This window comes from Actinoplanes sp. NPDC089786, assembly GCF_040684855.1.
GTDB lineage: Bacteria > Actinomycetota > Actinomycetes > Mycobacteriales > Micromonosporaceae > Actinoplanes.
Map to the genome: position 1 here is coordinate 1,403,442 of NZ_JBFBGU010000001.1, position 26,429 is coordinate 1,429,870.

The following is a 26,429-nucleotide window of genomic DNA, read 5'->3' on the forward strand; positions in this document are numbered from 1 at the left end:
TGGTCATCCGTTCAATATGATAGGAAAGAAACCTAAATGGCAGGGGATACCATTATGGCCGCTACGCGTCTCCCGGGTACGCCCCGGTTGTTGCGGGCACTCAACGACCGCGCGGCGCTGGAGCTGCTGCTGACCCGCGGGCCGCTGACCAGGGCCCAGCTCGGTGAGATGACCGGCCTCAGCAAGGTCACCGCGTCCCAGTTGGTGGAACGGCTGGAGGAGCGCGGGCTGGTCCGGCGGGTGGGTGAGCAGGCCGGTGGCCGCGGCCCGAACGCGCAGCTGTACGCGGTCACGCCGGGCAGCGCCCACGTGATCGGCGTCGAGGTCGGTCCCGACCAGGTGATCGCGGCCTGCGCCGACATCACCGGCTCGATCAGCGGCCGGGTCGAACAGTCCACCAAGGACACCGACGACCCGGTCGGCGTGGTGCACAGCGCGGTGGTGCAGGCGGCCGGGCGGGCCGGCGCCGACATGTCGTCGGTACGCCGGGTCGTGCTGGGCACGCCGGGTCTGGTCGACCCGCGTTCCGGCGAGATCTCGTTCGCGTACGACCTGCCGCGCTGGCACCGCGGCCTGCTCGACGACCTCCGTCGCGACCTCAGCACCACGGTCGTGTTCGGCAACGACGTGAACATGGCCGCGGTGGCCGAGGCGACCGCCGGCGGCGCGGCCGAGGGCGTACGCGACTTCGTGCTCATCTGGGCCGGCCGCGGCGTCGGTCTGGCCACCATGATCAACGGCAAGCTGCACCAGGGCGCGACCGGCGCCGCGGGCGAGATCGGCTGGCTGCCGGTGCCCGGCGCCGAGGTCCCGCGCAACGTGGCCCGGCGCGGCGTGCGGGGCGCGTTCCAGGCGCTGGTCGGGGCGGACGCGGCCAAGGCGATCGGCAAGCAGCACGGCTTCCGTGGCGCCGAAGGGGCCGACGTGGTGCGGGCGGCGGTGGCCGCGGGCGAGGCCGGCGAGCCGGTGCTCGACGAGCTGGCCGGTCGGCTGGCGCTCGGCGTGGCGTCCATCTGTGTGGTCCTGGACCCGCCGCTGGTCGTGCTGGCCGGCGAGATCGGCCAGGCCGGCGGGATCGAGCTGGCGAGCCGGGTCGAGCGCGAAGTGGCGGCGATCACGCTGGTCGCCCCGAAGGTGGTGCCCGGTCAGGTGGCCGTCGAGCCGGTCCTGCACGGCGCGCTGCGGACGGCGCTCGACGCCGTACGGGATGAGGTCTTCGGGTCGACGACGGGGTGACCACCGCGGCCGTGATTGGATGGTGCCGTGCCTGAGGCTGCTGTCGCGATCCCGCCCCACGAAGACACCGTGATCGCGTTCGAGAACGTGAGCGTGGTCCGCGGCGGAAACCACCTGCTGCGCAACCTGAGCTGGCAGGTCGAGCTGGACGAGCGGTGGGTGGTCCTCGGCCCGAACGGGGCGGGCAAGACCACCCTGCTCAACCTGGCGGTCGGCCGCATGCACCCGACCCGCGGCGCCGCCTACGTGCTGGGCGAGCGCCTCGGTCGCACGGACATCAACGAGCTGCGGACCCGGATCGGCCTGACCACCGGTCAGTTCGCCGAGCGCATCCCGGCCGACGAGCAGGTGCTCGACGTGGTCGTCACCGCCGCCTGGTCGGTGGTCGGTCGCTGGAACGAGGAGTACGACCCGCAGGACGTGGCCCGGGCCCGGGCGCTGCTCGGCCAGCTGGGCATGGGCGGGCTGCTCGACCGTACGTTCGGCACCCTGTCCGAGGGGGAGCGCAAGCGGACCCAGATCGCCCGCGCCCTGATGACCGACCCCGAGATGATGCTGCTCGACGAGCCCACCGCGGGTCTCGACCTGGGCGGGCGGGAAGACCTGCTGGGCCGGCTGACCGAGCTGGCCGAAGATCCCGACGCGCCGGCCATGGTGCTGGTCACGCACCACGTCGAAGAGATTCCGCCGGGCTTCACCCATGCGCTGCTGCTGCGCGAGGGCGCGGTCGTGGCGGCCGGCCTGCTCGGCGAGACGATCACCGCCGACAACCTGTCCAAGACCTTCGGGCTGCCACTCGTGGTGGAGCGGCGCGGCGCCCGGTATACGGCCCGGGCGGCGTGATGAGACCCCGGGTCGCGGTGGTCGGCAGCGCCAACATGGACCTTGTCGGTCTGGCGCAGCGCCTGCCCGGCCCGGGTGAGACGGTCCTCGGCGACGACTTCGTGATGACGCCCGGCGGCAAGGGCGCCAACCAGGCGATCGCGGCGGCCCGGGCCGGCGGCGACTGCACGTTCCTGGGCGCGATCGGCTCCGACTCGTTCGGCGTCACGATCAACGCCCGGCTCGCCGCGGCCGGGGTCGATGTCACCGCCGTACGCACCAGCTACGGCTCGTCCGGCGTCGCGGTGATCATGGTGGACCGGGCCGGGGAGAACTCGATCCTGGTCAGCCCGGGCGCCAACCGCACGTTCGTGAACCTCTCCGACGCCGAGAAGTCGCTGATCGCCGGGGCCGACGTGCTGGTCTGCCAGCAGGAGATCCCGGTGGCGACGGTGACCGAGGCGGCCCGCGCGGCCCAGGCCGGCGGCACCCGGGTGCTGCTCAACGCGGCGCCCGCCCGTGAGCTGCCGCCTGACCTGCTCGCCGCGGTCGACCTGCTCGTGGTCAACGAGGTCGAGGCCCGGGCGATCAGCGGCGCGGCCGAACCCGACGTGGCCACGCTGCTTCGGGTGGTGCCCCGGGTGGTGCTCACCATGGGCGGGGCGGGCGCCTGGTACGCCGACCGGGACGGCACGTCGGTCAAGGTGCCGTCGTTCCGGGTCGAGGTGGTCGACACCACAGCGGCCGGTGACGCGTTCTGCGGGGCGCTCTCGGTGGCCTGGGGTGAGGAACGCGACCTGGTCGACGCGGTGCGCTGGGCCTCGGCGGCGGGTGCCGCGTGCGTACGGAAGGTGGGGGCCTATCCCTCACTGCCCAGCCGGGCGGACATCGACGAGATCTACCACGGCTGAGCCGCCGGGCGTGTCGAAGCGGACCGGCTTCGCGCCCACCAGCACGGCCAGGTGCCGCTCCAGGTTCGCCAGCTCGGTCGCGCCGATCTGCCGGGCCCATCGGTCGCGCAGGCCGTTGAAGATCTCCTCACCGGTACGCATCACCGCGAAGCCGAGCTCGGTCACCTGAAGCCTCTTGCGGCGGGCGTCGGCCGGATCCGGCTCGACCGACACGTACCCGCGCTCCTGCAGCACCGCGATCGTCTTCGCCGCCGACTGCTTGGTGACCGACAGGCGGCGGCCCAGCTCCGAGGCGTTGTCGGCGCCCGCGACGATGGCCCGCATGGCGAAGTCATGGACGGGACGCACGTCGTCATAGCCCCGCGAAGCCAGCTCGGTGACCGCGTCGTCCACGAGCGAGCGGAAGCCGCCGAGCAGGAGCAGCGCGAGATCGGCGCCGGAGCGGGAGGACATGGGAAGAGGCTACGACAGGTGGACGAAAGACAGTCAGGGTGTCTATTATTTAGACAGCCGGGTTGTCGATCCGGCCGGACGAAAGAAGCGATCATGACCCTGAACCACGTCTCCGCCGGCGCCGACGGATCCCCGGTCCTGCTGGTCCACGGGTTCCCCGAGACCTCACGGGCGTTCCGGAAGCTGATGCCGCTGCTCGCCGCCGAACACCGGGTCTTCGCCGTCGACCTGCGCGGGTTCGGCGACTCCGAGGTCGCGCCGGACGACTTCGACAGCGCGATGGCGGCCCAGGATCTGCACGAGCTGATCGAGCACCTGGGCGTCGGCCCGGTGCACGTCACCGGCCAGGACATCAGCGGCGGGACGGTGTTCCGGCTGGCCACCGACCACCCCGGGGACGTGCTCAGCCTGACCGCCATCGAGACCGGGCTGGCCGGGTTCGGGGCCGAGATGCTGGCCGACGTCGCCCACGGCGGGGCGTGGCACATCGGCGTGCTCGCCGCGCCGGGCATCCCCGAGATGCTGCTCGCCGGTCGCGAGCGGGAGTTCATCGCGGAGTACCTGTTCCCGTCGCTGACCGCGGCGCCGATCGCCGGCGAGGACCTCGACGAGTTCGTGCGCGCCTACTCGCGGCCCGGCGGCTGGCGCGGCGCGGCCGGGCTCTACCGGTCGTTGCTGCGGGAGGGTGACGAGCTGAAAGACCGCCGGGTGAGCGTGCCGGTGCTCGCGGTCGGCGCGGGCGCCGGGTCGTTCACGGCCGACACCATGGCCCGGGCCGCCGCGACCGAGATCAGCTCGGTGCGGATCGGGGGCGGGCACTACGCCGCGATGGAGGCGCCCGAGGAACTGGCGACGGCGCTGCTGGAGTTCTTCAGGCGCTGCGAGCGGAGTTGACGAAGCGGTGGACCTCGGAGCGGAGCACCTCGGCCAGCTGGGACAGGCCCGCCGTGCCCGATTCGTGGCCGCCGTCCACCGCGGTGGCGATGCCGTTCACCAGGTTGCCCATCTCACGGATGCTGCCGGTCACCGTCTCCAGCACGCCGACCGCGTCGGCCGCGGCCTGCTGCACGGTGTTGACCTGGCCCATGATCTCCTCGCTGGAGCTGGACGTCTCGTTGGCCAGCGTCTTCACCTCGCCGGCGACCACGCTGAAGCCGCGGCCCGCCTCGCCGGCCCGGGCCGCCTCGATGGTGGCGTTCAGGGCGAGCAGCCGGGTCTGCGAGGCGACCTGGTTGATCAGGTCGACCGCGTGCCGGATCTGGTCGGAGGCGTTGCGCAGCGATGCCTTGCGGCACACCTCGGCGATCAGCTTGAGCGCGTGGCCGGCGTCGGCGTCGGAGGCGGCCGAAGAGCTCGCGGGCCGCGCTGATCGCCGCCGGTTCGGGCTTGCGCCGGTTCGAGTGGTAGCCGACCACCTTGCCGTGCGCGTCGAAGGACGGCGTGACATGCGCCAGGACCCAGTAGTGGGCGCCGTCGGAGGCGAGATTCACGACGTACGCGAACAGCTCCTTGCGCTCCTTGAGCGTGTCCCACAGCAGCTTGAAGACGGCCCGGGGCATGTCCGGGTGCCGGATGCCCGTGGGACGTACCTGGGTCGCTCTCATGGTTCCCTGATCGTCCCTGGCCGCGACGTTTCCGGGCGGCGGTTTGGCGGAAAAGCTCAGCGCCGGATCGGGCCGCTGTCCAGGGCGCGTTGCAGGGCCCGATAGATCTGACCGAAGCGCTGCCGGTTGTCGGTTCGCAGCAGCAGCACGTCGGCCCCGCGGACCCGGCCCCAGATCTCCAGGTTGCGGCTGCCCCGGTCGTAGGAGCGGTCGATGCGTTCCAGCAGCACGTCGGCCAGTGGCAGGGCCAGCAGGCCGGCCAGGATGCCCCCGCCCACCAGGGCCACCGTCACGCTGGTCGACGCGCCGATGAGCAGCGCGATCAGAATGCCGAGGACGCCCACCAGGATCGGGATCAGGATGGCCAGCCCGATCGCGCCCCGGCCGGCCACCACGCCCCAGGACCGGCGCCCGCGGCGGTGCCAGACGGCGGCGAAATCGGCCAGCGCGAACTGGCGGCCGGACATCCGCACGCCGGCCGAGGTGACCACAACCTCGGCGTCCTTGTAGTACGTGATCATCAGACCCTCGGCGGGACGGCGAAGTGGTAGGCCAAGCCGGTATCCAGGCCGCAGATGGCGTCCTGGACTACCACTCTACGTAGGCTGGGCGTGACTTCATCGATGAGGAGACGCTTGTGGGCGAGTTCGTGAACCTGGAGACGGCGGACGGGATCGGCACGATCCGGCTGGACCGGCCGCCGATGAACCCGCTGAACACGCAGGTCCAGGAAGAGTTGCGGGTCGCCGCGCAGCAGGCCGCCACCGACCCGGAGGTCCGCGCGGTGATCGTCTGGGGTGGCGAGAAGGTGTTCGCGGCCGGCGCCGACATCAACGAGTTCACCACCCGGACCTTCCAGGACATGACGGTACGGGCGTCCGCGCTGACCGGCGCCTTCACCACGGTCGCCGAGATCGCCAAGCCGACCGTCGCCGCGATCACCGGCTACGCCCTCGGCGGCGGCTGCGAACTGGCCCTGGCCTGTGACTGGCGGGTGGTGGCCGAGGACGCCAAGCTGGGCCAGCCCGAGATCCGGCTCGGCATCATCCCCGGCGCCGGCGGCACCCAGCGGCTGGCCCGGCTGATCGGACCGGCCCGGGCCAAGGACCTGATCTTCTCGGGCCGGATGGTGGACGCCGAGGAGGCGCTGCGGATCGGGCTGGCCGACCGGGTGGCGCCGGCCGCCGACGTCTACGCGACGGCGGTCGCCCTGCTCAAGCCGTACGTGACCGGCCCGGCCCTGGCCCTGCGCGCCGCCAAGCTGGCCATCGACGGCGGCCTGGACCGCGATCTCGCCTCCGGGCTGGCCTGGGAGAGCCAGTTGTTCGCCGGCCTGTTCGCCACCGAGGACCGCGTCGAGGGCACCAATGCCTTCGTGGAGAAGAGAAAACCCAAGTTCCAGGGGCGGTAGCTACTCGCATCCGTCGATAGTTTGGCTTAGTGTTCGGCCCGTGACGGAACCGGTCCCGAGCGCGACGTCGCCGCGACGCACGGTGCGCGTGGCCGTCGCCCTCGTGGCCGGGCAGGCGGCCCTGTGCGCGGTGATCGGGTTCGTCACGTTCGGGCCCGGGCCCGGTTCCACGTCCGCCGGTCAGGCCGGCGCCGAGGCGCGCGCCCCGGTGGTGATGCCGACCGCGAACATCGGGCTGCCCGCCGCGCCGCTGCCGCCCGTACCCGGGAAGTCGACCGCACCGCCGCCGAAGCCGCAGGTGAAGCCCAGCCGGATCGGCCACGCGAAGGCGGAGCCGAGCCCGAAACGCACGACCAGGCGGGCCGCCGCCCCGCCGAAGCCGATCAGCGCGCCGACCACCACGAAGCCGGCCGCCTCGAAGCCCCCGGACATCGGCGTCGCGCCGACCGCCACGCCGGGGAACGAGTTCCAGCTCCCGGTGAAGAAGGGCGACGAGTGCGAGACCGAGGGCGACCGGGGCCGCACTCTGGGCGGCGACGCGGTGCGCTGCGCGAAGGGCGAGGACGGCGCCCTGAGCTGGCAGACCGCCTGATCACACCGAACCCCCTAGAATCGCCTTCATGTCCATCGACCAGGGTCGGCCCCGCCATGCCCTCGGCGTGGACTTCGGCACGTCCAACACGGTCGCGGTGGCGCAATGGCCGGACGGCCGCGCCCGCCCGCTCCTGATCGACGGCTCCCCGCTGCTGCCCTCGGCCGTCTACGCCGAGACCGACGGCCCGCTCTCGGTCGGCCGTGACGCCGTCTACAGCGCCCGGATCGACCCGTCGCGCTTCGAGCCCAACCCGAAACGCCGCATCGACGAAGACCGGGTGCTGCTCGGCGACCGTGAGGTACGCACCGTCGAGATGTTCGCCGCGGTGCTCTCCCGGGTGGCCGAGGAGTGGCGGAACGCGGCCGGTCCGGTGCCGCCCTCGGTCACGCTGACCTGCCCCGCGTCGTGGGGCGCGACCCGGCGCACGCTGCTGGCCGAGGCGGCCACGATGGCCGGGCTGAACGACGCGCGGCTGGTCGCCGAGCCGGTGGCGGCGGCCACCTACTTCGCCGGCGTGCTCGGGCGGGACGTGCCGATCGGGTCGGTCGTGGTGGTGCACGACTTCGGGGCGGGAACGTTCGACGCCAGCGTCGTCGCGCGTACCGCCGAGGGTTTCGAGGTGCTGGCCGTGGACGGGCGGGACGACGTCGGTGGCCTGGACATCGACGCCGCCCTGATCGACCACCTGGCCGCCGGGGACGACGGCTGGCGACCGCTGCTGATGCCCGAGACGCTGGCCGAGCGGCGGGCCCAGCGGCAGCTCTGGGACGACGTGCGGATCGCCAAGGAACGGCTGTCCCGGGCCCAGTCCGCCGACCTGGTGGTGCCGCTGCTCAACCACGAGGTGCACATCACCCGGGACGAGCTCGAGAAGCTGGCCCGGCCGCTGATCGACCAGACCGTGCGGGTCACCAAGGAGCTGCTCGACTGGGCCCAGCTGGCCGAGGGGCGGCTGGCCGGGGTGTTCCTGGTCGGCGGCGCGAGCCGGATCCCGCTGGTGGCCACGCTGCTGCACCGGGCCATCGGGGTGGCTCCGGTGGCGATCGAGCAGCCCGAGATGGTGGTGGCCGAGGGCAGCCTGCTCGCCGACGAGGCGCTGCTGGCCGGCGAGCCGGCGGCGCCGGGGCCGACCGAGGAGATGCCCAGGTACGGCGTGCGGCCGTCGCCGTCGCCCGGGCCCCCGCCCCCGCCCCCGGACGTGGTGCCGGACACCTTCGACTACAGCCAGTACGACTTCGGCCCGTCCGGCGGCGAGTCGAACCGCGAGCTGAGGCCGGCGGTCGACCCGTGGGCCGACGCGGCGCCGATGCCGTGGATCCCCGACCCGGCCGCGACCGTGGTCAAGGAGCCGTTCGGGCTGATCACTCCGACCTCGTCGCCGCCGTCGGTCCCGCCCGCCACCCGGCCGGTCCCGCCGGTCTCCCGGCCGTCCTCGCCGGCGCCGATGCCGACGAAGCCCTTCTCCGATTCGCGGCCGCCGCGCACGGTGGCCCGCCCGCCGGTGAGTCAGCGGCCGCCGGTGAGTCAGCGGCCGCCGGCGCCGCGGCCGCCGGTCCGGAAGAAGCGGGGCCTGCGGAAGTTCGTCCGGTTCCTCCAGGTCCTGCTGAGCATCGCCGTGCTGATCACCGCACCGGTGCTGGCGATGGCGCTGGCCTACGGCTACGGCAACGGCGATCCGTTCATCGACGACGTCGAACAGGTCTTCTACGACATCGCGCGATTGATCCGCGGCGGATAAGGTGAATGAGATTCACGACTGACGTTTCTTGAGGGGTGCTGCATGGCGGATTCGATCGAGGGCCACGGCGGCGAGCTGGCGCTGGCCATGCTGCGGGCGTACGGGGTCACGGAGATGTTCACGCTCTCCGGCGGCCACGTCTTCCCGCTGTACGACGCCGCCCACAAGGCCGGCTTCCCGATCTTCGACGTGCGCCACGAGCAGTCCGCGGTGTTCGCCGCCGAGGCGGTGGCCAAGCTCCAGCGCCGGCCCGGCCTGGCCGTGCTCACCGCCGGCCCCGGCGTCACGAACGGCATCTCCGGCCTGACGAGCGCCTTCTTCAACGCGTCCCCGGTGCTGGTGATGGGCGGGCGGGCGCCCGCCTTCCGCTGGGGCTCGGGCAGCCTCCAGGAGATCGACCACCTGCCGCTGGTCACGCCGGTCACCAAGTACGCCGCCACGGCCGCCGACACCGCCTCGATCCCGGGCGAGGTGTCCGCCGCCCTGACCGCCGCCCTCACACCGCACCGCGGGCCGGCCTTCCTCGACGTACCCCTCGAAGTGCTCTTCTCCTCGGACGACGCGGCGGCCCCGGTGGCCAACGCGATCGCCCCGCTCGAGGCCGACCCCGACGACGTGGCCAAGGCGGCCGCGCTGATCGCCGGGGCCGAGCGTCCGGTGATCATCGCCGGCTCCGACGTCTGGGCCGGCGGCGCGGTCGACGCCCTGCGCGCGGCGGCCGAGGCCCTGGGGGTGCCGGTCTTCACCAACGGCATGGGCCGCGGCGCGCTGCCGCCCGGCCACCCGCTGGCCTTCGCCAAGGCCCGGCGCCCGGCCCTGAGCGAGGCCGACGTGGTGGTCGTGATCGGCACGCCGCTCGACTTCCGGCTCGGCTTCGGCGAGTTCGACGCCCAGGTCGTCCACATCGTGGATGCCCCGTCGCAGCGCGCGTCGCACGTGTCGACCGCCGTCTCCCCGGCCGGTGACCTGGTTCAGATCCTCACGGCCCTGGCTCAGAAAAACGCCGACCACGCCGAGTGGATCGCCGGTCTGCGGACGGCCGAGGACGCCGGCAAGGCCCGGGACGCCGAGGCGATGGCGGCCGAGACCGACCCGATCAAGCCCGCCCGCATCTACGGCGAGCTGCGCAAGGTGCTGGCCGAGGACGCGGTGACCATCGGCGACGGTGGCGACTTCGTCTCGTACGCCGGCCGCTACCTCGAGCCCGCCCGCCCCGGCACCTGGCTCGACCCGGGCCCGTACGGCTGCCTCGGCACCGGCATGGGCTACGCGATGGGGGCGCGGGTCACCTACCCCGACCGGCAGGTCTGCGTGCTGATGGGCGACGGCGCGGCCGGCTTCTCCCTGATGGACGTCGAGTCGCTGGTCCGCCAGCAGCTCCCGGTGGTGATCGTGGTCGGCAACAACGGCATCTGGGGCCTCGAGAAACACCCCATGCAGGCGATGTACGGCTACGACGTGGCCGCCGACCTGCAGCCGGGCCTGCGCTACGACGACGTCGTCTGGGCCCTGGGCGGCGCCGGCGAGACCGTCGAGAAGCCGGGCGAGATCGGCGCCGCGCTCGACCGCGCGTTCGCGGCACATGTTCCGTACCTGGTCAACGTGCTGACCGACCCGGCCGACGCCTACCCCCGGTCGTCCAACCTGGCCTGAGCCCTACGCCTTGGGGGCGTCGTCGCCGTTCGCGTTGCGGTGACCGTCGGGCTCGCGTTCCTCGTCGCGAGGGCGTTCCGGCTCGGGCTCGTGCAGGTCGCGTTCCCACTGGGAGAGCAGCTCGCGATCGCGCCGGGCCTGCTCGGAGTTCATCGAGCGCAGGAACTCGGGGTCGTCGTCGGGGGAGGCCGGCCGCGGCCGGTACGGGTTCACGCCGTGCGCGGCGACCGGCCGGCCCCACAGGTAGTAGGCCATCGGCCCGATCAGGGGCACGAACAGGACCACCAGGACCCACAGCGCGCGGGGCAGGTTACGAACGCGGTCGGCCGCGAGGCAGCTGATCAGCGCGAGCACCAGCAGCACGAGCTGCGCGGCCGCGAGAAAGACGAACAACCGGACCATGACGCAATGATGACGCGCCAACCTGGGAACGGCATGGGTCAGAGGGTGACAACCAGTCCACCGATGACCGCGAGCCCCACCGTCAGCAGCGCGCAGGCCACCACGGTCCGGCGGCCCGGTTGTGGTGGGTGCCGGATCAGACCCCTTTTGCGGCGGTACGCGAGAGCGATCAGCCCCGCGCAACCGGCCATCGCCGCGCTCGCCGCCAGCAGCTGCCACGGCCCGGGGTCGGCGAAGGCGGGCCGCAGCGCCAGCAGGGCCGCGACGGTGCCGGTCATCGCCGTCCGCCGCCAGGCCAGCCGGGTGCGGGCGGCCGAGGCCCCGACGTCGTCCAGCATCAGAAGCCGCGCATCAGCACGGTGATCACCAGGATCGCGGCGCCGAACGCGACGACGATGGCCAGGATCGCCGGGAACCGCGTACGCGGCAGATCCTGCTTGAGCCGCATGGCCCGTTCGGTGCGGGCCCAGTGGTCGACCGCGCGCAACGCGACCAGGCCGCCGAGCACCAGCAGCAGCACCGCGATGGCCTCGCGCAGGTGGGCGATGGCCAGCGGCGGCAGGAACTGCGCGCAGGCCAGGCCGCCGGCGATCAGCGCCAGGCCGGTCCGGATCCAGGCCAGGAAGGTGCGTTCGTTGGCCAGCGAGAAGCGGTAGTCGGGCGGCTCGCCCACCCCTTCCGCCCGGTCGGGGTCGAACCACTGTCGCAGGTCGCCGATCACCGGCTGATTATCGACCCCCGAGGTGAACCAGGCCCGCCCCGGGCGTTGCCGGGACGTGGTAGAGGATGGGTCGAGAGTTTTTTCACTCCCGGTCCCCGTCCCGCACATGCTACTGGCGGGTAACCTTCGAGTGGCTGATGCCTGCCCCCACATTCGCTTGTGGGGCGGGACCTCGCGAGGCGAATGTGGGACTGGGCATTTACTACAGGAGGGTTGTCGAAGCGCGATGAACATCGTCGTACTGGTCAAGCAGGTGCCCGACTCCGGCGCCGAACGTTCGCTGAGCGCCACCGACAACACGGTCGAGCGCGGCTCCGGGAACGTCATCAACGAGATGGACGAGTACGCCATCGAGGAGGCGCTGAAGATCAAGGAGGCGCACGGTGGCGAGGTGACCATCCTGACCATGGGTCCGGACACCGCCACCGAGTCGATCCGCAAAGCGCTGTCCATGGGCCCGGACAAGGCGGTGCACGTCCAGGACGACGCGCTGCACGGCTCCTGCGCGGTCGCCACCTCCAAGGTCCTCGCCGCCGCCCTCGGCACGCTCTCGGCCGACCTGATCATCTGTGGCGCCGAGTCGACCGACGGCCGCGTCCAGGTCATGCCCCACATGCTGGCCGAGCGCCTCGGCCTGGCCGCGCTGACCGGCGCCCGCAAGCTCACCGTGGACGGCGACACCCTGACCGCCGAGCGGCAGACCGACGAGGGCTACGAGGTCGTCTCGGCCGCCACGCCGGCCATCGTCAGCGTCTGGGACACCATCAACGAGCCGCGGTACCCGTCCTTCAAGGGCATCATGGCCGCGAAGAAGAAGCCGGTGCAGACGCTGTCGCTGAGCGACCTGGGCGTCGCGGCCGACGAGGTCGGCTTCGCCGGGGCGACCTCCGAGGTGGTCTCGGCGGCCAAGCGCCCGCCGCGGTCCTCCGGAACCACGATCACCGACGAGGGTACGGGCGGCCGGCAGCTGGTCGAGTACCTCGCGTCCGAGAAGTTTGTCTGAGAGAGGCTGTCGTAATGGCTGAAGTACTGGTCGTCGTCGAGGCCTCGCAGGCCGCCGGCGTCAAGAAGGTCACGCTCGAGATGCTCACCATCGCCCGAACCCTGGGCGAGGTGTCGGCCGTCGTGTTCGGCGGAGCCGGCGCGGCTTCGTCCTTCGCCGAGAAGCTCGGTGAGTACGGGGCGGCCAAGGTCTACGCCGCCGAGGGCGACGACATCGACGGCTACCTGGTCGCGCCCAAGGCCACCGTGCTGGCCGACCTGGTGAAGCGGGTCTCGCCGGCCGCGGTGCTGCTCGGCTCGACCCAGGAGGGCAAGGAGATCGCCGCCCGGCTTGCCGTCAAGCTGGACAACGGGCTGCTCACCGACGCGGTCGAGCTGGCCGCGGACGGCACCGCGACCCAGGTGGTGTTCGCCGGCTCGACGATCGTGCAGGCCAAGGTGAAGCGGGGTCTCCCGATTGTCACCATCCGGCCCAACTCGGTCACCCCGGCGCCCCAGCCCGCCCCGGCCACGGTCGAGCAGCTCACCGTCGAGGTTGGCGAGAAGGACAAGCTGACCAAGGTGGTCGAGCGGGTCGCCGAGCAGAAGGGCTCCCGCCCCGACCTCTCCGAGGCGTCCATCGTGGTCTCCGGCGGCCGCGGCGTCGGCAACGCCGACAACTTCAAGCTCGTCGAAGAGATGGCCGACCTGCTCGGCGCCGCGGTCGGCGCCTCCCGCGCGGCCGTCGACTCCGGCTACTACCCACACCAGTTCCAGGTCGGCCAGACCGGCAAAACGGTGTCCCCGCAGCTCTACGTGGCGCTGGGCATCTCCGGCGCGATCCAGCACCGGGCCGGCATGCAGACCTCGAAGACGATCGTCGCGGTCAACAAGGACCCCGAGGCGCCGATCTTCGAGCTGGCCGACTTCGGCGTGGTCGGCGACCTCTTCAAGGTGGTCCCGCAGGCCGACGAAGAGATCCGCAAGCGCAAGTAGAACCACGTTCGCAGGACGGCCCGGCGGAATTCCGCCGGGCCGTCCGTGTCCGCAGTGGTAGCTCTGAGCGGTATCCGGGCCCCGGATACCGCTCAGAGCTACCACCGCGTCAGCGGCTCTTCCAGGCGGTGGCGCGGCGGGAGCGTTCGACGGCGCCGGGGAGGGCGGCGAGCAGGGCGTCGACGTCGTCGCGGGTGGAGGTGTGGCCGAGGGTGAAGCGGAGGGACGAACGGGCGCGGTCGTCGTCGGCGCCCATGGCCAGCAGGACGTGGGAGGGCTGGGCGACGCCGGCCGAGCAGGCCGAGCCGGTCGAGCAGGCGATGCCCTGGGCGTCGAGCAGCAGCAGGAGGGCGTCGCCCTCGCAGCCGGGGAACGAGAAGTGGGCGTTGCCGGCCAGGCGGTCGGCCGGGTCGCCGTTGTAGATGGCGTCGGGCAAGGCCTCGACGATGCGGGTGACCAGATCGTCGCGGAGGGCGCCGACGCGGGCGGCGTACTCGGCCTGGCCCTTCACCGCGGTCTCCACCGCCACCGCGAAGGCGGCCACGCCGGCCGTGTCGAGGGTGCCGGAACGCACGTCGCGTTCCTGGCCACCGCCGTGCAGGATCGGGGTGCAGGCGACATCACGGCCCAGCAACAGGGCGCCGACCCCGACCGGGCCGCCCAGCTTGTGGCCGGTCAGGGTGAGGGCGGCCGCGCCGCTGGCCGCGAAGTCGACCGGGATCTGGCCGACCGCCTGCACCGCGTCGGTGTGGAACGGGACGCCGGCCCGCGCCGCGACCGCGGCCAGCTCGGCGATCGGCTGGATGGTGCCGACCTCGTTGTTGGCCCACTGGACGCTGATCACGGCGATGTCGTCGTGCTCGTCGACCAGCGCGGCCAGCGCCGCCGGGTCGACCCGGCCGGCCGCGTCGACCGGCAGCCAGGTCGGGTCGGCGTCCTCGTGGGCGCCCAGCCAGTCGACCGCGTCCATCACCGCGTGGTGCTCGACCGCGGAGGCGACCACCCGGCCCAGGCCGGGGTCGGCGTCGCGGCGGGCCCAGAACAGGCCCTTGGTCGCCAGGTTGTCGCTCTCGGTCCCGCCGCTGGTGAAGACCACCTCGGAGGGGCGGGCGCCGAGCACCGCGGCGATCCGCTCGCGGGACTCCTCGACCAGCCGGCGGGCGCCCCGGCCGGCGGCGTGCAGGGACGACGCATTACCGACCTGCCGGGCCGCTGCGACATACGCGTCGAGCGCCTCGGGAAGCATCGGTGTGGTCGCCGCGTGATCCAGGTAGGCCATCAACAAGACAGCTTATGCCTACGCCTCGCGACGACGCCCGCACGCTTTCACCGGGGCCAGGTCCCGGGCTCGAGCGGCTTGCCGCCGAAGGTCAGCCCCTCGACGATGCCGATCGCGTCCGGCTGGGCCGCGCCCACCACCGACACCGAGTATCCCGCCAGGTCGGGGACCATGAGCAGGTCCTGGGACAGCCGGCGGAGGCCTGGATCGCCGGGCTGCCGCGGCGGGCTGGGTTTCGCCACCGACGCCCAGTACGCCGGCCCACCGGCGACTGTGATGTTCGGCTCCTCCCGCCGGGCGGGCATGCCCGCGTCGGCGACCACCACGAGGTCCTTCCCGTCCTTGCGCCAGATCACCTTGGAGCGGACCGTCCGTGGCGGGTTCCCGGTGAACGAGAAGTTGCAGCTGACGTACTCGTAGCCGGCCGGGATGTAGGACGCGCGGAACGCGACCCGGCACTCCCGCGTGCCGTCCGGGATCACCGCCTCGGCCGCGGCGATCGGGGCGCCGATGTCGGTGCCGGCTGACAGCACGAGGCCGTACCGGCCGTCCTTCAGCCGCCAGCGGAGCAGGTAGCCGCCGCTCTCGGCCGGATCGGTCCAGCGTCGCAGGGTGGCCGGGCGCCCGCCGACGGTGGCCGGCTGATCGCTCGTGCCCGGGACCGGGGTGACGTACTTCGAGCGGCCGATCTCATCGCCGGCCAGCGCCTTCTCCAGGGCGGCCTGATTGTCGGAGAGGTAGACGCTGAGGGTCGTCTCGGCCCGACTCAGGCTCATCGAGAGCAGCTCCACGCCCTGGCCGGTGTACACGTAGTCGACCTCGGCCCCGGCCGCCTTCTCGTCGATGTCGAAGTGCACGTCGCCTCCGAGCGGGCCGGCCGCCTGGTGTGGCGGCGCGGCCGGCGGCCGGAGCAGCGGGACCGCCAGCAGCGCGCCCAGCACCATCACCGCGGTTCCGGCGGCGGCGGCGATCCGGCGGTTGCGGCGGATCCGGCCGGCCCGGAGCACCGCCCGCCCGGTCAGGTCGCCCGGAACCGGCACCTCCCCGGCGTCGGCGTGCAACGTGTCGCGGAGCTTGTTCTCGATGTCGGTCACGGTCGGTCCCTCCCGTCGGCGATGGGGTAGCGGTCGCGCAGCGTCTGGAGGCCGCGCATGGCGTGCGTGCGTACGGTCACCTCGCGGCAGCCCAGGATCGCCGCGATCGTGCCGTCGTCGAGATCCTCGTAGTAGCGCAGGACCAGCACGGTCCGTTGCTTCGGAGGCAGCCGGGCGATCAGGCGCCGCATGTGGTCCCGTTCCACCACCGCGCCGGCCGTGTCCTGCGGCCCGGCCCGGTCCGGCCGGATGTCGGTCGGCACCTCGTGGCTGCTGCGCCGGCGCCACCACGCGCGCGAGGCGTTGAGCAGCACGCGGCGCACGTACACGTCGGGTTGGTCGGTCCGGCGGATCCGGTCCCACTTCAGATAGGCCTTGGCCAGCGCTTCCTGCACCAGGTCCTCGGCGCGGTGCCGGTCCCCGGTGAGCAGCGTGGCGAACCGGAGCAGCGCGGCGCCCCGAGCCGCCGCGTACTCCTCGAAGGTGGCCGGAGGGGCTTCCTCGGCCGTCATCGCCTGCGTCACGTCTCTCCGAGGCGGTGAGTGGTCCGTTCCGTTGACACGGTTACGCTTGTCATCATGCGGGTTCTTGCGGCGATGTCGGGCGGGGTGGACTCCGCGGTCGCGGCCGCGCGCGCGGCCGATGCGGGCCACGATGTCACGGGCGTCCATCTGGCGTTGTCCCGTAACCCACAGACCTACCGCACCGGCGCCCGCGGCTGCTGCACGCTGGAAGACTCCCGCGACGCGCGCCGGGCCGCCGACGTGATCGGCATCCCGTTCTACGTGTGGGACATGGCCGAGCAGTTCCACGACAGCGTGGTCGACGACTTCGTGGCGGAATACGCGGCCGGGCGTACCCCCAATCCCTGCCTGCGCTGCAACGAGAAGATCAAGTTCGAGGCGGTGCTCGACCGGGCCGTCGCGCTGGGCTTCGACGCGGTGGTGACCGGCCACCACGCGCGGCTGGGCGCCGACGGCCGGCTGCGGCGCAGCGTCGACCAGGCCAAGGACCAGTCGTACGTGCTGGCCGTGCTGACCGGCGAGCAGTTGTCGCGGTCGGTCTTCCCGCTCGGCGACTCGACCAAGGAGCAGGTGCGCGCCGAGGCGGCCGAGCGCGGGCTGGCCGTGGCCGGGAAACCGGATTCGCACGACATCTGTTTCATCGCGGACGGCGACACCCGGGGCTTCCTGCGCGACCGGCTGGGCGAGGCGCCGGGCGACATCGTCGACGCGGCCACCGGGGCGACGCTCGGGCAGCACCAGGGCGCTTACGCGTACACCATCGGTCAGCGCAAGGGTCTCGACCTGCGCGTGCCGGCGGCGGACGGGCAGCCGCGCTACGTGTTGTCGATCACCCCGGTCACCAACACCGTGACGGTCGGGCCGCGGTCGGCGCTGGAGGTCTCGCGGGTCATGGCGACCAGGCCGATCTGGCACGGCGCCGCGTCCTCGCCGGTCGAATGTGACATCCAGATGCGTGCGCACGGCGAGGTCGTGCCGGGCGTCGTGACGATCGAGGACACCATGCTGACCGCCGAACTGCGCACTCCCGCCCGCGGCATCGCCCCGGGCCAGGCCCTGGTGGCCTACCGGAAGGACCCGGCGGGCGACATCGTCCTCGGGTCGGCCACCATCGAGTCGGCCGACGCCGGTGCCTGACCGGCCGGAGTTCCCGTGGCCGGTCGGCGCCGCCACCGGGATCGGCTCGCTGCCCGGCACCGACATCGCCGAGGCCCAGCGCCTGATCTTCGGTGAGCTGCCCGACCTGCCCCACCTGGCCGAGTTGCCGGCGCGCGGGCCGGGCGCGGACATGATCGGCCGGAGCGCGGGCCTGCTCGCCGATCTGCCGGTGCAGGTCTACGTCGGGCGCTGGCAGGTGGCTCCCCGTCCCGGGCGCGACCTTCGCACCACCGCCGACCTGCGGGAACGCGACCTCGACCAGTTGACCGAGCAGGGCGCGGGGTACGCCGGGACGGTCAAGCTCCAGGCGGCCGGCCCGTGGACCCTGGCCGCGAGCGTCGACCTGCCGATCGGCGGGCGGCTGCTGCGCGACCCGGGCGCGGTGCGCGATCTCGGCGCGTCGCTCGCCGAGGGCCTGCGCCGGCATGTCGACGAGGTGCGCAAGCGGCTGCCCCGGGCGCGGGTGCTGTTGCAGCTGGACGAGCCGTCGCTGACCGCGGTGCTGGCCGGGCAGGTGCCGACCGAGAGCGGGCTGAGCGCCTACCGGGCGGTCGATCCCGCCGACGCGGCCACCGCGCTGCGCGGCGTGATCGAGGCCGTGGGTGTGCCCGTGGTGGTGCACTCGTGCGGGCCGGACGTTCCTCTTCAGGTGGTGCGCGACTCCGGTGCGGCGGCCGTCAGCCTCGATCTGTCGCTGCTGAAAGATCTCGACCCGCTGGGCGAGGCTCTGGAGGTCGGGCTGGGTCTGTTCGCCGGGGCCTTCGGGCTGAGCGACGCCCCGCCGACCGGCAAGCAGGTCGCCGATCGGGTGGCCAGGCTGTGGAAGCGGCTCGGCTTCCCGGCGGCCACGCTGCCGGCCCAGGTGGTGGTCACCCCGGCCTGCGGCCTGGCCGGAGCGTCCCCCGATTTTGTCCGCGCCGCCCTGAAAGCCTGTCGTGAGGCCGGCCGCCGTCTGGTCGAGGCGTAGCTCCCCGAAACTGTCAGGGGTGGGTACTAAATTGGCCTCCAAGCACGAAACACGGAGGTCAGGGTGCCCAACGAGATCGCGGAACCGTCGGCCGAGGTGAGCACGGCCCACGCCGAGCTGGCCGAGGAGTTGCTCGGTCATCAGTACCGCTATTACGTGCTTGACTCGCCGACCATCGCCGACGCCGAGTTCGACCGGAAGCTGAAAGAGCTCGAGGCGATCGAGCAGAAATACCCCTCGTTGCGTACGCCCGAGTCGCCGACGCAACGGGTCGGCGGCACGTTCTCCACGCTCTTCACCCCGGTCGAGCACGCCGAGCGGATGATGTCGCTGGACAACGTCTTCGACATCGACGAGCTCCAGGCGTGGTCCGACCGCACGGTTCGTGACGCGGGCGGCCCGGTGCCGTTCATCTGCGAGCTCAAGGTCGACGGGCTGGCCATCAACCTGACCTACGAGAAGGGCAAGCTGGTCCGCGGGGCGACCCGCGGCGACGGGCGCACCGGGGAAGACGTGACCTCCAACGTCCGCACGATCCGCGAGATCCCCGAGCGGCTGACCGACGACGACCCGCCCGAGCTGCTCGAGGTGCGCGGCGAGATCTACTTCCCGGCGTCCGCCTTCGCCGACCTCAACGCACTCCTGGTCGAGCAGGGCAAGGCGCCGTTCGCCAACCCGCGCAACGCGGCGGCGGGCAGCCTCCGCCAGAAAGACCCGCGGGTCACCGCCTCCCGCGGGCTGCGCATGGTGGTGCACGGCATCGGCGCGCGTAAGGGCTTCACCCCCGATTCCCAGTCCCATGCGTACGAAGCACTGAAGTCGTGGGGGCTGCCGACCAGCGAGCGGTGGAAGCTGGTCGACGGCATGCCCGGGGTCCGCGACTACATCGACTACTACCGCGAACACCGGCACGACGTCGAACACGAGATCGACGGCGTGGTGATCAAGGTCGACCCGGTCTCGATCCAGGGCCGGCTCGGCTCGACCAGCCGGGCGCCGCGCTGGGCGATCGCCTTCAAGTACCCGCCCGAAGAGGTCACCACCAAGCTGCTCGACATCCAGGTCAACGTCGGACGCACCGGCCGGGTCACCCCGTTCGCGGTGCTCGAGCCGGTGAAGGTGGCCGGTTCCACGGTCGGCCTGGCCACGCTGCACAACGCGCGCGAGGTCGAGCGCAAGGGCGTCTGGATCGGCGACACCGTGGTGCTGCGCAAGGCCGGTGACGTGATCCCCGAGGTGCTCGGGCCGGTCATCGACCTGCGGCCCGACGACGCGCGCCAGTTCGTGATGCCGACCGAGTGCCCGGCCTGCGGCACGACGCTCGCTCCGGCCAAGGAGAGCGACATCGACATCCGCTGCCCCAACAGCCGGTCCTGCCCGGCCCAGTTGCGCGAGCGGGTGTTCCACCTGGCCGGCCGGGGCGCGTTCGACATCGAGGTGCTCGGCTACAAGGCGGCCCAGGCGCTGCTCGACGAGCACATCATCACCGACGAGGGCGACCTGTTCGCGCTGACCGCCGACGACCTGATGCGCTCGCCGTTCTTCGTCAACAAGGACGGCAGCCTGGGCAGCAACGCGACGAAGCTGCTGGAGAACCTCGAGGAGGTCAAGGGCCGGCCGCTGTGGCGGGTGCTGGTCGCGCTGTCCATCCGACACGTCGGCCCGACCGCGGCGCAGGCCCTGGCCCGGGAATTCGGGTCGATGGAAGCGATCGAGGCGGCCGTCTCGTCCGACGAGGGCGCCGAGAAGCTGTCCGAGGTCGACGGCGTGGGCCCGACGATCGGGGTCAGCCTGCGCGAGTGGTTCACCGTCGACTGGCACCGCGACATCGTCCGCAAGTGGCGCGAGGCCGGCGTGCGGATGCGCGACGAGCAGAGCGACGACGGCCCGAAACCGTTGGCCGGCCTGACCCTCGTGGTGACCGGCACGCTGGCGTCCTTCTCGCGCGACGCCGCCACCGAGGCGGTCACCTCACGCGGCGGCAAGGTGAGTGGCTCGGTGTCGAAGAAGACGTCCTTCGTGGTGGTCGGCGACAACCCCGGCAGCAAGTACGACAAGGCGCTCCAGCTGAAGGTGCCGGTGCTCGACGACGACGCCTTCGCGGTGCTGCTGTCCGAGGGGCCGGAGGCGGCCCGGGCGGTCGCCGAGATCGCCACGGACGAGTGATTCTCCGGCCGTAGCGCGTTCGGCGGCCCTTCTCGATTTGATATCTGGCGAGTCTGTTTCGCGTAGATATGTCGGCCCACGCCTATCGTGAGGAGCATCGGCCGGTCGACGCCACCGTGGAGGTCGCATGGAGACCGCACAGCTACGCCGCGCGGTGCCCGCCGCCCTGGTGACGGGTACGACTTCACGGCGTCGGCGGCGGCCCTCCTCCCGGGCGGTGCTCTACGTTCTGGTGGCCGGCGCCGAGTTCCTGCTGTGGGCGGTCTCCGGGCCGGCCGGGCTGCCCTCCGCGTACTGGGTGATGGCCGTGCTCGCGGTCGCCGTGAACGTGCGGCCCTACCTGGTCGCCGATCGCCGCTCCAGCTCGATCATCCTGCCGTCCATCTGCTTCACCTTCGCGATCACCCTGGCCTGGGGCATCGTCCCGGCGCTGGCCGCCGAGATCGCCGCGGTCACCGTCGCGGCGAGCCGGATGCGCCGCCCGCTCCGGCGGACCGTCCACCTGATCGTCCAGCACGGCGTCGCCCTGGCCGCGGTGGCCGTCGTCGCGAGGGTCACCGGCCTGCACCCCGGCGGCGACCCCGGCTGGGACGACGCGCTGGTCACGGTCGGCGCGGCGGCCGCCTGGATGGCTGCCCGGCTCGGGCTGGCCGCGTTCGTCGCCCGCTGGCGGTCCGCGCCCGGCCCGCGCCGCGTCCGGCACGTCGAGCTGTTCGCCACGGCGGCGCTGCTGCTGCTCGGGCCGGTGGTGCTGGCGGCCGCCACGGGCGGGCCGGCTCTCGTACCCCTGGTGCTTCTGGCCCTGCTCGCCGTCCATCGCATGGTGCGGTCGACCGGCGAGTCCGAGCGGGCCGGCCGGGTCGACGCGCTGACCGGCCTGCCGAACCGCCGCGCCCTGCAGGCGTCGGTCGTGGAGCGTGGGCTCGGGCGCGGCCTGCACCGCCCCGAACGCCAGCTCGCGTTGCTGCTGCTGGACATCGACCGCTTCCGTACGGTCAACGACGCCCTCGGCCACGCCCTCGGCGACCGCCTCCTGATCGAGGTGGCCCGCCGCCTCGCCGCCGCCGTCCCGCCCCACGACCTGGTCGTCCGCCTCGGCGGGGACGAGTTCGCGGTGCTGGCCACCCGGGTCGACGGTCCGGCCGCGGCCTGCCGCATCGCCGGGCACCTCGGCGAGGCGCTGGGCCGGCCGTTCCTGCTGGGCGGCACCACGGTCGACGTCAGCGCGTCGATCGGCATCGCCGTGCAGAACGAACGCGGATCCGACGGCGCGGCGCTGCTCCGGCAGGCCGAGGCCGCCATGTACGACGCCAAGCAGCGGGGCGACCAGGTCGCGGTCTACGGGCCGGACGCCGCCCACTGCTCGCCGGACCGGCTGACCCTGCTCGCCGACCTGCGGCGGGCGTTGCTGGAGGACCGCGGGTCGGACGGGATCACGCTCTTCTACCAGCCGCAGATCGCCATCGCCACCGGCGAGGTGGTCGGGGTCGAAGCGTTGCTGCGGTGGCGGCATCCGACACGCGGGCTGGTCGGGCCGGAAGAGCTGTTGCGGGTGGCCGAACAGACGCCGGTCATGCGGATGCTCACCGCCCGGGTGCTGCGGGAAGTCATCGCCCAGCTCGGGGTGTGGCGTGCGGCCGGGCGGGACATCCGCGCCTCGGTCAACGTCAGCGTGCGCGACCTGCACGCCGGTGACATCGCCGATCAGATCTCGGCGCTGCTGGCCGCGGCCGGGGTGCCGGCCGGGATGTTGCAGCTGGAGATCACCGAGAGCGCGTTGATGGCCGATCCCCACCGGGTGGTCGAGACGATCACCCGGCTCGACCGCATGGGGGTGGCGATCAGCCTGGACGACTTCGGGACCGGGTACTCGTCGCTGCAACATCTGCGGAGGTTGCCGCTGTCCGAGGTGAAGATCGACCGGTCGTTCGTGCTCGGCATGGTCGGCGATCACAGCGACGCCGCGATCGTGCGGTCGGTGATCGGGCTGGCCGCGGCGCTGGGGCTGCGGGTGGTGGCCGAGGGGGTCGAGGACGAGCGGACCTGGCGGGCGCTGGCCGAGGTGGGGTGTCACGCGGCGCAGGGCTGGTTCCACGCCCGGCCGATGCCGGTCGAGGAACTCGGGGTGTGGTGGGCACGATATCGACCGATCCACCCGGCCTGTTGATAGGTTCCTCCGTCGTGGACGAGGCGGACGATGTACGGCGAATGGTGCTCCGGCTGGCGGAGGCGCTCGCGGCGCTGGGTGTCGACGATGTCGCTCGCGGCGAGGACGACCATCTCGCCGCCGTGGACGAGCTCGGCGGGCCCGACGCCTACCGGGCCTGGCTGGCGTCCGCCCTGCTCGGGGCGGCTCAGGCCGAGGCCATGGTGGCCGACCGGCTACCGCTCAGCCGCGACTCGCGGTACGCGGTGTGGCAGCGGCAGCTCGAGGCCGCCGGGGCGGGGGACGGCGCCCGGCGGGACGAGCTGATCCGGTGGCAGGTGCGGCGGGCCTGTGCTCAGCTGCCGGGCATCGCCCAGGAGAGCCGGGCCGACCCGATCCCGCTGGCCGCGGCTCAGGCCGCGGAAGGCTTGCAGACGCTGCTCGGGGTCGGGGCGGTCACCCGCGGCGCGGTCGAGAGCGGCGACGTGCGGCGGCTGGCGGCGCAGACCGCCCGGCTGCGGGAGGCCCGCAACGCCCTCCAGGCCGCCGTCGACAACACCGACGTCCTGCTCGAGCTGCTGGGATCGGTTGATCTTTAGAAGAGTGACCCAGCACGCACGTGGAGCGGAGCGACCCTCGGCGGGAGCGACGGTCTGTACCACCCACCCGGCTACGACATCAAGATTGTGAACTGCCCCGGAGGGAGACGCTCCGGCGGCGCGAAATAGACTTCGCGGGACGGACGAACGGCGACGGAGGACTCACATGGCTGCCATCTCGCGCGATGAGGTCGCGCATCTCGCGCGCCTGTCGCGGCTTGCGGTGACGGAGGAGGAGCTCGACCGGTTCGCGGGTCAGCTCGACGTCATCCTGCAGTCGGTGGCGCGCGTGGGTGAGGTGGCCGCCGACGACATCCCGCCGACGTCACACAGCGTGCCGCTGACGAACGTGTACCGCGACGATGTCGTGCAGCCCAGCCTCACCCAGGCCGAGGTGCTGTCCGGCGCGCCCGATCAGGCCGAGGGCCGCTTCCGGGTGCCCCGGATCCTGGACGAGGAGGTCTGACCGCCGTGAGTGATCTCACCCGGATGACCGCGACCGAGCTCGCGGGCCTGATCAAGGGCGGGGACGTCTCCGCCGTCGAGGTGGCGACCGCCCACCTCGACCGGATCGAAGCGGTCGACCCGCAGGTGCACGCGTTCCTGCACGTCGACCGCGAAGGCGCGCTGGCCGCCGCCGCCGAGGTCGACCGCGGCGACAAGTCGGCGCCGCTGGCCGGTGTGCCGGTCGCCGTCAAGGACGTGATGGCCACCAAGGGCGTGCCGACCACCGCCGCCTCCAAGATCCTGGAGGGGTGGCGGCCGCCCTACGACGCCACCATCGTCGAGCGGCTGCGCACGGCCGGCACGGTGATGCTCGGCAAGACGAACATGGACGAGTTCGCGATGGGCTCTTCCACCGAATACTCCGCGTACGGGGCCACGAACAACCCGTGGGACCTCGGGCGCATCCCCGGCGGCTCGGGTGGTGGCAGCGCGGCGTCGCTGGCCGCGTACGAGGCGCCGCTCGCCATCGGCACCGACACCGGCGGCTCGATCCGCCAGCCCGGCGCGGTCACCGGCACCGTCGGCGCCAAGCCCACCTACGGCGGCACCTCCCGCTACGGGCTGATCGCCTTCTCGTCCTCGCTGGACACCCCCGGCCCCTGCGCCCGCAACGTGGCCGACGCCGCCCTGCTCCACTCGGTGATCGCCGGCCACGACCCGCGCGACTCGACCTCCATCCCGCAGCCCGTCCCCGACGTGATCGGCGCGGCCCGGCGCGGCGCCGAGGGTGACCTGACCGGCGTCAAGCTGGGCGTGGTCAAGGAGTTCGCCGGCGAAGGCGCCGAGCCCGGCGTGCTGACCTCCTTCCGCGAGTCTCTCGACGCCCTGGTCAAGCTGGGTGCCGAGGTCGTCGAGGTGTCCTGCCCCCACTTCGAGTACGCGCTGCCGGCCTACTACCTGATCGCCCCCAGCGAGTGCTCGTCCAACCTGGCCCGCTTCGACGGCGTCCGCTACGGCCTCCGCGTCGGCGACGACGGCAACCGCTCACTCGAAGAGGTCATGTCACTGACCCGCGAGGCCGGCTTCGGCCCCGAGGTCAAGCGGCGCATCATCCTCGGCGCGTACGCCCTGTCCAGCGGCTACTACGACGCCTACTACGGCCAGGCCCAGAAGGTCCGCACCCTGATCACCCGCGACTTCGAGTCCGCCTTCGAGCGCGTCGACGTCCTGGTCTCGCCAACCACCCCCTTCGTGGCCTTCCCGTTCGGCTCGCGCACGTCCGACCCGTACCAGATGTACCTGGCCGACCTCTTCACCATCCCGACCAACCTCTACGGCGGCCCCGCGATCTCCGTGCCGTGCGGCCTGTCCGAAGGCCTGCCGGTCGGCTTCCAGGTGATGGCGCCGACCATGGCCGACGACCGCATGTACCGCGTGGCCGCCGCCCTCGAATCGGCCGTCGGCACACTGACGCCGCCGGCTCTTTAAGACCCTCAGGGGTACGCGCACAGCGAAGCCGGCGTGGCAGACACGCCGGCTTCGTGCTTGGTCAATGCCGTTGCCCCCGAGCCGGGTTGTCCCGCATGGTCGACGGCCCGACGACCGCGCCATCAACTTCGGCTGCCGCTGATTGCTCCACACCCGTGCCGGACGCCGTGGTGTTCTGTCGCCCGGCCGACGACCATCCCAGCGCCGCCCTCGCACATCCTCCGCGAGGGCGGTGACTGACGACGGCCGGGCCGCTGGGCAGTGGGGATGATTGGCTTGCCCCCGGGCCCCGGCCCTCAGCGGCACTGCGAATAGCGCTGCGCCCCACCATTGGAAGCCGTCGCAGTGCCCCGGGTTTGATCGGAACCGCTCCCGATCGCCGTGGAGCAACGGGGAGTCGAAGCCTGGGCGCCCGCCTGGCTCCCTCCCTCCCTCCCTCCCTCCGGTGAAGGTGCTGACCCGACCGCGAGGCAGGTCTGCGGAGTGGGCGGCCTGACGGCCGGAACGGCAGGTCTCACCGGCAGCCCGGTGTCCTCGTGTGTTGATTTTCGGCTCTGACTGGCGGTGGCAATCCACAGCATCTGTCTCCTGTGGACAGCTACGGAAGTTCGTCAGTCGAGCGAGCTACATTCCTTCCCACCCAGCGGGGGTGGGGGAGGTGGCGGGGCGGCGGTGCGCGGTGCGGCGGTGCGGGGCGGTGCGCGGTGCGGGGCGGCGGTGCGTTGAGGGCGGGTGGCGCGGTGCGGCGCGGGCGGCCGTGGGGGCGTGGCAGCGGTGCGGGGTGGCGGCGGTGCGGGGTGGCGGTGCAGTGTGGCGGTGCAGTGCGGGGTGGGGAGGCGGCGGTGCCGGTGGGTGGGGTCGAGACGGCGCTTAACCGTGGGCGGTGCATCGCTCTACGCCGCCGCGTCGCCGGTGTCACTTTGGCGGGCGCGAGCGGCACGGCGCTGCTCCGCAGGGTCGAGAACATGACCGCCCTCGAGCTCTGCGTGATCTGACTCTTCCCTGACGGCCAGCCGGCTCCCCTCCGCACGTTGACCC

26 protein-coding genes and 1 pseudogene are annotated in these 26,429 nt (G+C 72.5%); 17 read left to right on the plus strand and 10 right to left on the minus strand.

Features of this window, described 5'->3' with window-relative positions; genetic code table 11:
• Window positions 1-54 precede the first annotated feature (54 nt).
• Genes AB0O15_RS06800 through AB0O15_RS06810 form a run of 3 tightly spaced genes read left to right on the plus strand, consistent with a single transcriptional unit; the run spans window position 55 to window position 2,969 of the window.
• Window positions 55-1,236, plus strand: coding sequence for an ROK family transcriptional regulator (locus AB0O15_RS06800; protein WP_364314998.1), 1,182 nt, complete (start codon window positions 55-57; stop codon window positions 1,234-1,236).
• 27 nt (window positions 1,237-1,263) lie between these two features.
• Complete coding sequence (locus AB0O15_RS06805) at window positions 1,264-2,079, plus strand: ABC transporter ATP-binding protein (protein WP_364315001.1); 816 nt, start codon at window positions 1,264-1,266, stop codon at window positions 2,077-2,079.
• Window positions 2,076-2,969, plus strand: a complete 894-nt coding sequence (locus AB0O15_RS06810; RefSeq protein WP_364315004.1) for a ribokinase — start codon at window positions 2,076-2,078, stop codon at window positions 2,967-2,969. The genes AB0O15_RS06805 and AB0O15_RS06810 overlap by 4 nt, the downstream gene beginning before the upstream one ends.
• On the opposite strand, the gene AB0O15_RS06815 is transcribed toward AB0O15_RS06810, so the two are convergent.
• Window positions 2,925-3,422, minus strand: a complete 498-nt coding sequence (locus tag AB0O15_RS06815) for a MarR family winged helix-turn-helix transcriptional regulator (protein ID WP_364315007.1) — start codon at window positions 3,420-3,422, stop codon at window positions 2,925-2,927. The two genes, AB0O15_RS06810 and AB0O15_RS06815, sit on opposite strands and share 45 nt — an antisense overlap.
• A gap of 93 nt (window positions 3,423-3,515) precedes the next feature.
• Here AB0O15_RS06815 and AB0O15_RS06820 point away from each other — a divergent pair, with 93 nt between their 5' ends.
• Complete coding sequence (locus AB0O15_RS06820) at window positions 3,516-4,316, plus strand: alpha/beta hydrolase (RefSeq protein WP_364315010.1); 801 nt, start codon at window positions 3,516-3,518, stop codon at window positions 4,314-4,316.
• Here the strand turns inward: AB0O15_RS06820 and AB0O15_RS06825 are convergent.
• From AB0O15_RS06825 to AB0O15_RS06835, 3 genes and pseudogenes are all read right to left on the minus strand, one after another.
• Window positions 4,294-4,719, minus strand: a complete 426-nt coding sequence (locus tag AB0O15_RS06825; RefSeq protein ID WP_364315013.1) for a methyl-accepting chemotaxis protein — start codon at window positions 4,717-4,719, stop codon at window positions 4,294-4,296. The genes AB0O15_RS06820 and AB0O15_RS06825 overlap by 23 nt on opposite strands.
• 163 nt (window positions 4,720-4,882) lie before the next feature.
• Window positions 4,883-5,026 (minus strand): annotated as a pseudogene (locus AB0O15_RS06830) (hypothetical protein); the annotation flags it as partial.
• A gap of 56 nt (window positions 5,027-5,082) precedes the next feature.
• The gene (locus AB0O15_RS06835; protein WP_364315016.1) at window positions 5,083-5,547 is read right to left on the minus strand and encodes a DUF6232 family protein; all 465 of its coding nucleotides are present in this window, start codon (window positions 5,545-5,547) and stop codon (window positions 5,083-5,085) included.
• Window positions 5,548-5,663: 116 nt separating this feature from the next.
• On the opposite strand from AB0O15_RS06835, the gene AB0O15_RS06840 reads away from it, so the two are divergent.
• Genes AB0O15_RS06840 through AB0O15_RS06855 form a run of 4 tightly spaced genes read left to right on the plus strand, consistent with a single transcriptional unit; the run spans window position 5,664 to window position 10,423 of the window.
• Entirely contained in the window at window positions 5,664-6,437 is a 774-nt protein-coding gene (locus AB0O15_RS06840) for an enoyl-CoA hydratase-related protein (protein WP_364315017.1), read from the plus strand.
• A gap of 40 nt (window positions 6,438-6,477) precedes the next feature.
• Window positions 6,478-7,029: a hypothetical protein gene (locus tag AB0O15_RS06845; RefSeq protein WP_364315020.1), complete on the plus strand. Its 552-nt coding sequence runs from the start codon at window positions 6,478-6,480 to the stop codon at window positions 7,027-7,029.
• 28 nt (window positions 7,030-7,057) lie between these two features.
• Entirely contained in the window at window positions 7,058-8,770 is a 1,713-nt protein-coding gene (locus tag AB0O15_RS06850) for an Hsp70 family protein (RefSeq protein ID WP_364315023.1), read from the plus strand.
• Between the two features lie 42 nt (window positions 8,771-8,812).
• Entirely contained in the window at window positions 8,813-10,423 is a 1,611-nt protein-coding gene (locus AB0O15_RS06855; protein WP_364315026.1) for an acetolactate synthase, read from the plus strand.
• A 3-nt stretch (window positions 10,424-10,426) separates the two neighbouring features.
• Here the strand turns inward: AB0O15_RS06855 and AB0O15_RS06860 are convergent, their stop codons facing one another.
• From AB0O15_RS06860 to AB0O15_RS06870, 3 genes are read right to left on the minus strand one after another with little or no spacing between them, the layout of a single operon-like run.
• On the minus strand, window positions 10,427-10,825 hold the full coding sequence (locus AB0O15_RS06860; RefSeq protein WP_364315029.1) for a PLD nuclease N-terminal domain-containing protein: 399 nt from the start codon (window positions 10,823-10,825) through the stop codon (window positions 10,427-10,429).
• Window positions 10,826-10,863: 38 nt separating this feature from the next.
• Window positions 10,864-11,163, minus strand: coding sequence for a DUF202 domain-containing protein (locus AB0O15_RS06865; RefSeq protein ID WP_364315032.1), 300 nt, complete (start codon window positions 11,161-11,163; stop codon window positions 10,864-10,866).
• Window positions 11,163-11,546, minus strand: coding sequence for a DUF202 domain-containing protein (locus AB0O15_RS06870; RefSeq protein ID WP_364315034.1), 384 nt, complete (start codon window positions 11,544-11,546; stop codon window positions 11,163-11,165). The genes AB0O15_RS06865 and AB0O15_RS06870 overlap by 1 nt, the downstream gene beginning before the upstream one ends.
• A gap of 226 nt (window positions 11,547-11,772) precedes the next feature.
• Between AB0O15_RS06870 and AB0O15_RS06875 the strand changes: the two genes are divergently transcribed.
• Window positions 11,773-12,549, plus strand: a complete 777-nt coding sequence (locus tag AB0O15_RS06875) for an electron transfer flavoprotein subunit beta/FixA family protein (protein WP_364315037.1) — start codon at window positions 11,773-11,775, stop codon at window positions 12,547-12,549.
• Window positions 12,550-12,563: 14 nt separating this feature from the next.
• The gene (locus tag AB0O15_RS06880; RefSeq protein WP_364315040.1) at window positions 12,564-13,523 is read left to right on the plus strand and encodes an electron transfer flavoprotein subunit alpha/FixB family protein; all 960 of its coding nucleotides are present in this window, start codon (window positions 12,564-12,566) and stop codon (window positions 13,521-13,523) included.
• A 109-nt stretch (window positions 13,524-13,632) separates the two neighbouring features.
• Here AB0O15_RS06880 and AB0O15_RS06885 read toward each other — a convergent pair whose 3' ends face one another.
• The 3 genes from AB0O15_RS06885 to AB0O15_RS06895 are packed head-to-tail and all read right to left on the minus strand — an operon-like array spanning window position 13,633 to window position 16,408.
• On the minus strand, window positions 13,633-14,802 hold the full coding sequence (locus tag AB0O15_RS06885) for a cysteine desulfurase family protein (protein WP_364315041.1): 1,170 nt from the start codon (window positions 14,800-14,802) through the stop codon (window positions 13,633-13,635).
• Window positions 14,803-14,849: 47 nt separating this feature from the next.
• Window positions 14,850-15,896, minus strand: a complete 1,047-nt coding sequence (locus AB0O15_RS06890) for a hypothetical protein (RefSeq protein ID WP_364315043.1) — start codon at window positions 15,894-15,896, stop codon at window positions 14,850-14,852.
• Window positions 15,893-16,408 carry a SigE family RNA polymerase sigma factor gene (locus AB0O15_RS06895; protein WP_364317105.1) on the minus strand — a complete coding sequence of 172 codons (516 nt, stop codon included), beginning with the start codon at window positions 16,406-16,408 and terminating at the stop codon, window positions 15,893-15,895. The genes AB0O15_RS06890 and AB0O15_RS06895 overlap by 4 nt, the downstream gene beginning before the upstream one ends.
• A gap of 66 nt (window positions 16,409-16,474) precedes the next feature.
• Between AB0O15_RS06895 and mnmA the strand changes: the two genes are divergently transcribed.
• The 7 genes from mnmA to gatA all read left to right on the plus strand — a co-directional run bounded on the left by mnmA (window position 16,475) and on the right by gatA (window position 25,391).
• On the plus strand, window positions 16,475-17,557 hold the full coding sequence (gene mnmA / locus AB0O15_RS06900; RefSeq protein ID WP_364315046.1) for a tRNA 2-thiouridine(34) synthase MnmA: 1,083 nt from the start codon (window positions 16,475-16,477) through the stop codon (window positions 17,555-17,557).
• Window positions 17,550-18,545, plus strand: coding sequence for a methionine synthase (locus AB0O15_RS06905; RefSeq protein WP_364315049.1), 996 nt, complete (start codon window positions 17,550-17,552; stop codon window positions 18,543-18,545). Before mnmA ends, AB0O15_RS06905 begins: the two co-directional genes overlap by 8 nt.
• Window positions 18,546-18,608: 63 nt before the next feature.
• A complete protein-coding gene (ligA, locus tag AB0O15_RS06910) occupies window positions 18,609-20,711 on the plus strand; it encodes an NAD-dependent DNA ligase LigA (RefSeq protein WP_364315052.1) in 2,103 nt (700 codons plus the stop codon).
• 127 nt (window positions 20,712-20,838) lie between these two features.
• Complete coding sequence (locus AB0O15_RS06915; RefSeq protein WP_364315055.1) at window positions 20,839-22,878, plus strand: bifunctional diguanylate cyclase/phosphodiesterase; 2,040 nt, start codon at window positions 20,839-20,841, stop codon at window positions 22,876-22,878.
• Between the two features lie 14 nt (window positions 22,879-22,892).
• Window positions 22,893-23,456: a DUF6245 family protein gene (locus tag AB0O15_RS06920; RefSeq protein WP_364315057.1), complete on the plus strand. Its 564-nt coding sequence runs from the start codon at window positions 22,893-22,895 to the stop codon at window positions 23,454-23,456.
• A 166-nt stretch (window positions 23,457-23,622) separates the two neighbouring features.
• Window positions 23,623-23,922: an Asp-tRNA(Asn)/Glu-tRNA(Gln) amidotransferase subunit GatC gene (gene gatC, locus AB0O15_RS06925; protein WP_364315059.1), complete on the plus strand. Its 300-nt coding sequence runs from the start codon at window positions 23,623-23,625 to the stop codon at window positions 23,920-23,922.
• A gap of 5 nt (window positions 23,923-23,927) precedes the next feature.
• Window positions 23,928-25,391, plus strand: a complete 1,464-nt coding sequence (gene gatA, locus AB0O15_RS06930) for an Asp-tRNA(Asn)/Glu-tRNA(Gln) amidotransferase subunit GatA (RefSeq protein WP_364315061.1) — start codon at window positions 23,928-23,930, stop codon at window positions 25,389-25,391.
• Window positions 25,392-26,429 lie beyond the last annotated feature (1,038 nt).

Excerpts from the sequence above, each read along its gene's own strand:
- AB0O15_RS06865 (WP_364315032.1), bottom strand. The coding sequence starts at position 11,163 with ATGCTGGACGACGTCGGGGCCTCGGCCGCCCGCACCCGGCTGGCCTGG.
- AB0O15_RS06800 (WP_364314998.1), top strand. The coding sequence starts at position 55 with ATGGCCGCTACGCGTCTCCCGGGTACGCCCCGGTTGTTGCGGGCACTC.
- AB0O15_RS06855 (WP_364315026.1), top strand. The coding sequence starts at position 8,813 with ATGGCGGATTCGATCGAGGGCCACGGCGGCGAGCTGGCGCTGGCCATG.
- AB0O15_RS06820 (WP_364315010.1), top strand. The coding sequence starts at position 3,516 with ATGACCCTGAACCACGTCTCCGCCGGCGCCGACGGATCCCCGGTCCTG.
- gatC (WP_364315059.1), top strand. The coding sequence starts at position 23,623 with ATGGCTGCCATCTCGCGCGATGAGGTCGCGCATCTCGCGCGCCTGTCG.
- AB0O15_RS06915 (WP_364315055.1), top strand. The coding sequence starts at position 20,839 with ATGGAGACCGCACAGCTACGCCGCGCGGTGCCCGCCGCCCTGGTGACG.
- AB0O15_RS06895 (WP_364317105.1), bottom strand. The coding sequence starts at position 16,408 with ATGACGGCCGAGGAAGCCCCTCCGGCCACCTTCGAGGAGTACGCGGCG.
- AB0O15_RS06835 (WP_364315016.1), bottom strand. The coding sequence starts at position 5,547 with ATGATCACGTACTACAAGGACGCCGAGGTTGTGGTCACCTCGGCCGGC.
- AB0O15_RS06860 (WP_364315029.1), bottom strand. The coding sequence starts at position 10,825 with ATGGTCCGGTTGTTCGTCTTTCTCGCGGCCGCGCAGCTCGTGCTGCTG.
- AB0O15_RS06885 (WP_364315041.1), bottom strand. The coding sequence starts at position 14,802 with ATGGCCTACCTGGATCACGCGGCGACCACACCGATGCTTCCCGAGGCG.
- AB0O15_RS06875 (WP_364315037.1), top strand. The coding sequence starts at position 11,773 with ATGAACATCGTCGTACTGGTCAAGCAGGTGCCCGACTCCGGCGCCGAA.
- AB0O15_RS06850 (WP_364315023.1), top strand. The coding sequence starts at position 7,058 with ATGTCCATCGACCAGGGTCGGCCCCGCCATGCCCTCGGCGTGGACTTC.
- AB0O15_RS06880 (WP_364315040.1), top strand. The coding sequence starts at position 12,564 with ATGGCTGAAGTACTGGTCGTCGTCGAGGCCTCGCAGGCCGCCGGCGTC.
- AB0O15_RS06815 (WP_364315007.1), bottom strand. The coding sequence starts at position 3,422 with ATGTCCTCCCGCTCCGGCGCCGATCTCGCGCTGCTCCTGCTCGGCGGC.
- mnmA (WP_364315046.1), top strand. The coding sequence starts at position 16,475 with ATGCGGGTTCTTGCGGCGATGTCGGGCGGGGTGGACTCCGCGGTCGCG.